Origin of the sequence: Methylobacter sp. BlB1 (assembly GCF_015476545.1) — a bacterium.
Classification (GTDB): Bacteria; Pseudomonadota; Gammaproteobacteria; order Methylococcales; family Methylomonadaceae; genus Methylobacter.
Window position 1 is genome coordinate 1 of the sequence record NZ_JADMKV010000120.1, and the last position, 5,027, is coordinate 5,027.

Below are 5,027 nucleotides of genomic sequence, written 5' to 3' on the forward strand. Positions count from 1 at the left end.
TTACAGCGGTAACGCTGCCTGCCTTTCGCCATCCCATCTTTAGTACAGCCTTCTGCGCTACATTTGGGGCATCTAACCATGATCACTGATTCGGTAAAAATGGATTAGCTTAACCCATACCATACTACCTTAACAATGCCCTTTTTTGTTTTTCATTGTTGACCTCGAGCTTAGAGATCACTCTCTTAACCGAGGGTCCGCTAGATCAGGGCAAGATCACTTCGGTCTTTAAGATTCTGAACGACCTTTGCCCGTTCGATTCAGGTGAACACTCACGCTTCTCGCACGGCATAAACCGTACAAGGGCCCGGCAAGCTGAGATCGTCGTTGCCTCCGAGCATGTTCTCCACAACGATTCGAGAGAAGGCAAGTGATTGTAAGCGATTCGAGAGCATGGCTATTTGATGCTTGTTTGCCGGCGCCACCTCCACAGCAATCTGACGGATCAATGGCCAGTGCTCGTCCTCGATCCCGGCAAGCGCATCCATTTCGGCACCTTCGACATCCACCTTCAGCAGGTCGATGCGTTGCACGCCCCGCTCACGGATCACATTGCTGATCGTCCGCACCTGACACGATATCGGCTTTGCCTTTCCCAAAAACTTCTCGGATATTCGGCGGAACAGCCATCGCCGGAACGGATAAAGCAGAAGTGCAAGGAGAGCAGCGCCTTTTTTGGCTTTCCAGAGATCAGCGATGCGGAGCTCATCAGCGATATCGTTGAATTCTTGCTTTTTCTCTTCAGGATATAACGTGGAGTTGCCAGGTGCGGAGGGGAAGAAGTCGATCGTCGTCTGATATTCCTTCGCGCCAACGGCAACATCCAGGACCGTAACCAAGTGCCTCGATCTATCGGGACATTCGGCGATATTCCGTTCGAGGCAGGACCGCGTATTCGGCACGGGCTCGAAACAGTAGAGCTGCAGATCGTGGAAACGGTCCATCAACGAGCGGGCAAACATGCCGATATTGGCTCCCACGTCGAACACGACGTCGCCATCAGCGATAGTCACGCCGTGCTTCTCATAGCAGCGCTCTTCAAAAATCTCCCTGTAAATGAATTTGGTTTCCTTGCCTGATTCCGGAGCGTTCCAGAAACGCATGCCGTTAGGGAGTTGAAACTGCTTCATCGGATACGCGAGAGTGTTGGACATGTTGGCTTCCTTATTAATTTTGACAACGTTGTTATCCGGTCAACCAATTTATTCCATGGAATGATGCTCGCTTTCGCGGTTTGATCAGGGTAATTAGGTTTTCCGCTTATACTACAAAGGTTTTTTCACTAGTAATTGTACGGTAATTACCCCATCACTTAACGTGCATGAATCTCGTTATTTGAAAAAATCCAGGGCATTGGCTCGGTACGAATAACCGTTTCTTCCAAGCCCTCTACGCAAAAGCGGGTGTCCAGTGCGTTCGACAGGCGCCAGCTCAATGCCTTTATTCCAATCCATTACCTCGACCGGATAGAGAGAAAGCCTTTGGCCATTGGAATATAACAAATATATCGCTCGTCCTCACCTGGCAGGCTGGTCATTTTTCGGATAGTGCGCAACTAAGCCCATTTGCCTTGTTTATTGTTTTTTACTCAGGTTTTGATATCACCATAGGGCAGTTTTATCACTTAAGCTACTGTCCAGATTTTGGAGGCCATTTCTGATATCAGGTCACATCCCACAGGAGTCAATGGCTGTTTTTGACTGGATTTTCTCGGTTAGGCAACAGTGGCGTTTTCCAGATCCACATAAGCGTCCTGCTTGAATCGCGGCGTACAAATTGCAAGAAAGACGAGATCGGTTTGCCCGGTGTTCCTGATGCGTTGAGAGATTCCTGCAGGAATATGCACCACATCAAGAGGACGAACTTTTACAAACGGAGCGCCATCGATTTCAACTTCCCCTTCGCCTTCAAGAATGACATAGCGCTCTACCGTACCGCGAACGGCATGTAAGCAGGTCGTAACGCCGGGCTCGACGCGGGCGCGGGCAATTGAGCAGCTTTCATCGCCTGACGTGTTGAGCATCTCGATAATGAAACATTTTTCGTCGGTGTGGAATTCGGTTTCGGGCTTCAAGCGAAATACCGTTTCCATGGTCAACTCCTTAAATTTAAAAGACAGATATGATAAGGAAAACTTATCAGGAAGTGATAATTGATAAAATCAGCGATTTATCAGGGTAAGAGAATTATATATTGCCATCATGATACAACAGGAAACATGCTGGCTGTCCAGCTCAAGATAACTGAGCAGGCCCGGGATTGGCTTGCTCCGAATCGCCTCATAGATTTGCTCGGCAATATGTCCGAATCGTGGAACGTTGGTTGATATTGATTGGTCTCAGTTTTGCGGTTAGAAACTCATGCTATGCAATAGACAAAGGCCACGCTTATCTATCATAGGACCAAGAATTTGTAGTACTTTTATTGCTCGCGCATACGAAATTTGAAAGTACGGAAAAGTATTTGGTCATCGAGGTCGATGCCGCTCTTGCTGTCTGAGCAAGCCGGAATTTAGATAGTTGGCGTATCCGCGACCGTTTAAAAAACAGCCGCATTTCTAAAGCAGAAATACGAATAAGCAAACATGATCACAATAACACCTACTATGAATTTTGCATCCGATAATTGGGCCGGCGCGCACCCGGCTATTTCGCAACGGTTATTGGAAGCCTCAACAGGATTTTCAGCTCCTTATGGCACAAGTGCACTCGATCGCAAGATCGAGCAACGGTTTAATGAGCTATTCGAGCGCGAAGTTGCGGTTTACTTTGTAAGTACTGGCACAGCGGCTAATTCGCTGGCGCTGGCTGCTGTCAACCGTCCAGGCGGAGTTTCTTTTTGTCACCGCGAAGCACACATGCTGGAAGATGAATGCGGTGCGCCGGAGTTTTTTACTCATGGGGCTCGTCTGGCTCCCGTTGATGGGGAAGACGGTAAAATTGATCCAAACCACCTCATAGCCGAGATTGGGCGTTTTCCGCCTAATTTTGTACACGTAGGGCAGCCTATGGCAATTTCCATAACTCAGGCTACCGAAATCGGCACGCTTTATAAACCTGATGAAATTGCCGCCATTGCGGAAATTGCAAAAACTTACGGTTTGCCTTTGCATATGGATGGCGCGCGTTTTGCGAACGCATTGGTTGCGTTGGAACTCACCCCAGCGGAAATGACCTGGAAACGAGGCGTGGATATTGTTTCTTTCGGCGGGACCAAAAACGGTTGCTGGTGTGCTGAAGCCTTGGTTTTTATGAATCCGGAGTTGGGCAAGGATTTACCGTTTATCCGTAAACGCGCGGCACAACTGTTTTCCAAAAGTCGATTTATCGCCTGCCAATTCGATGCTTATTTGCAAGATGGGCTCTGGCTGCACCTGGCGCGCCATGCCAATGCTATGGCTGAGCGCTTGCGAGAAGGCATCGTTAGCTCTAAACGAGCCAAATTAGCGTGGCATCCAGAAGCCAATGAAGTCTTTTGTATTTTAGACAAAGCCCATGCAGACGAACTCCAGAAAAAAGGGGCAGTTTTTTATCAATGGAACCCTCCACGCGTAGGGCCAGGACTGTTGGCTCAACATGAAGTGCTGATTCGTTTGGTAACAAGTTTTGCGACAGAAGCGGATCAAATAGATCAGTTTCTTGAGCTTTTGGGTTGATATTTGAGCGTCAACCTAAAGCCGCCTTCATAAATTGATTATAAGTATCCGGGATAAGTCTGTTGTTGAACATAAAATATCAGAACAGGCTCAACTAAATTTGAGCTTGAGCCTGATCGCCAATTTGTCACTCTAAAATACAGCTGGATTTATAAAATGGGAAAAATAATGTAAAGCCACGACGGTTTCAGGTTTGAAACCCTGAGCCTTAGCTGATTATTTTCATTAGTCATCTTGATTGTTTCTTTGGTTGTAGGCAATCTGACTGAACCATCTTCGACAATAATTTCCTTTGGTTTTGCCAGTTTTGCGTAGTCATTGGCAATTTCTGAAAGCTGTTCAGCTGATTCGATATGGCCGAGCTGCTTAAGAGAATTCGAGATGAGGCCCAGCTCAAAGTCACACTCTTTTGCGGGCAGTCCTTTTTGTAAGATTCGACTGCTTTCCTCGCGTAGAGACCTGAACTCCGAATATTTTGCAACGATGATGCCAGAGTAAATACCTGTAACTATTGATAAAATTAATTGGACGATTTCAATCATGTATAGCGCCTAAGTTGAATAGTGAGGCTGAGCAAAGAGACCTCATAAGTAATTATCCAAACTTGGGTATTTTACATTCTTTCTCAAACTGAGCAGGTAAAATAATCTTTTAGCAATTCTTTAAGCTGAATAACATCAGAAGATAGCTTAAGCATCAATTTTGATGCGGCTAGGCTTGGCGGACTGAAGTGCTATAACAGTATGAAGCGTATTTTGAAGGCGTCTCACCAAAATTCAATGAAATAATCTATTACTCATAAAACTGGTCTACCAGCTTTTTAAACCAGAGCGGCCGAAAAATCATCACATACAAAATCAGCACTTCCAATACAGGAAGAGGTAGTACATGCAAAACGATCAATATCAGCAATACGATGACGCCAACGACCAGTTTTGAAAAAAATGACACTCTATTCATAATCGGATTCTAAATTGGCTTATTTATTGGACTACCTCAATTGGTTCTTGTGATGAGTCTGCGATAGCGGGCATCTCACGTTGTGCAGTTCGACCACGGTGACTGCTTCGTCATGATAATCCTTCATAAAATAGCACTGTTCCGCCGCGCCGCCTGCGATCTGGATGAGGCCAACCTTGTCCTTGGGCAGTTTCGGCTCCAAGACAGTATTCACGGTCCAGCTTCCTGACCTGATCGTGGCACGTGCCAATCAATCCTTCAAAGAGTCCCGTAACCACCTCATTGAGGCTCTCCTTTGTCTTGTTCATGCGGGCGTTTTTCTTTGTGTCTTGGCAGATCGACTCTATTGCAGATTCAATCTGTTAACACCAAGGGACTTTGTCGTACTTTAACTACCAAGCGATTTTGTCGT

General features: G+C 46.4%; 6 protein-coding genes. 1 reads left to right on the forward strand and 5 read right to left on the reverse strand.

Features of this window, described 5'->3' with window-relative positions; translation table 11 throughout:
• Positions 1-272: 272 nt before the first annotated feature.
• Together IT781_RS21300 and IT781_RS21305 are read right to left on the reverse strand one after the other, a co-directional pair.
• Positions 273-1,154 carry an FkbM family methyltransferase gene (locus tag IT781_RS21300; protein WP_194972181.1) on the reverse strand — a complete coding sequence of 294 codons (882 nt, stop codon included), beginning with the start codon at positions 1,152-1,154 and terminating at the stop codon, positions 273-275.
• A 560-nt stretch (positions 1,155-1,714) separates the two neighbouring features.
• A complete protein-coding gene (locus tag IT781_RS21305) occupies positions 1,715-2,092 on the reverse strand; it encodes a cupin domain-containing protein (RefSeq protein WP_194972182.1) in 378 nt (125 codons plus the stop codon).
• Between the two features lie 492 nt (positions 2,093-2,584).
• Between IT781_RS21305 and IT781_RS21310 the strand changes: the two genes are divergently transcribed.
• Positions 2,585-3,655, forward strand: coding sequence for a low specificity L-threonine aldolase (locus IT781_RS21310; protein ID WP_228779341.1), 1,071 nt, complete (start codon positions 2,585-2,587; stop codon positions 3,653-3,655).
• A gap of 149 nt (positions 3,656-3,804) precedes the next feature.
• On the opposite strand, the gene IT781_RS21315 is transcribed toward IT781_RS21310, so the two are convergent.
• The 3 genes from IT781_RS21315 to IT781_RS21325 all read right to left on the reverse strand — a co-directional run bounded on the left by IT781_RS21315 (position 3,805) and on the right by IT781_RS21325 (position 4,829).
• Entirely contained in the window at positions 3,805-4,197 is a 393-nt protein-coding gene (locus tag IT781_RS21315) for a hypothetical protein (protein ID WP_194972183.1), read from the reverse strand.
• 250 nt (positions 4,198-4,447) lie between these two features.
• The gene (locus IT781_RS21320; protein ID WP_194972184.1) at positions 4,448-4,615 is read right to left on the reverse strand and encodes a hypothetical protein; all 168 of its coding nucleotides are present in this window, start codon (positions 4,613-4,615) and stop codon (positions 4,448-4,450) included.
• Between the two features lie 31 nt (positions 4,616-4,646).
• The gene (locus IT781_RS21325; protein ID WP_194972185.1) at positions 4,647-4,829 is read right to left on the reverse strand and encodes a hypothetical protein; all 183 of its coding nucleotides are present in this window, start codon (positions 4,827-4,829) and stop codon (positions 4,647-4,649) included.
• Positions 4,830-5,027 lie beyond the last annotated feature (198 nt).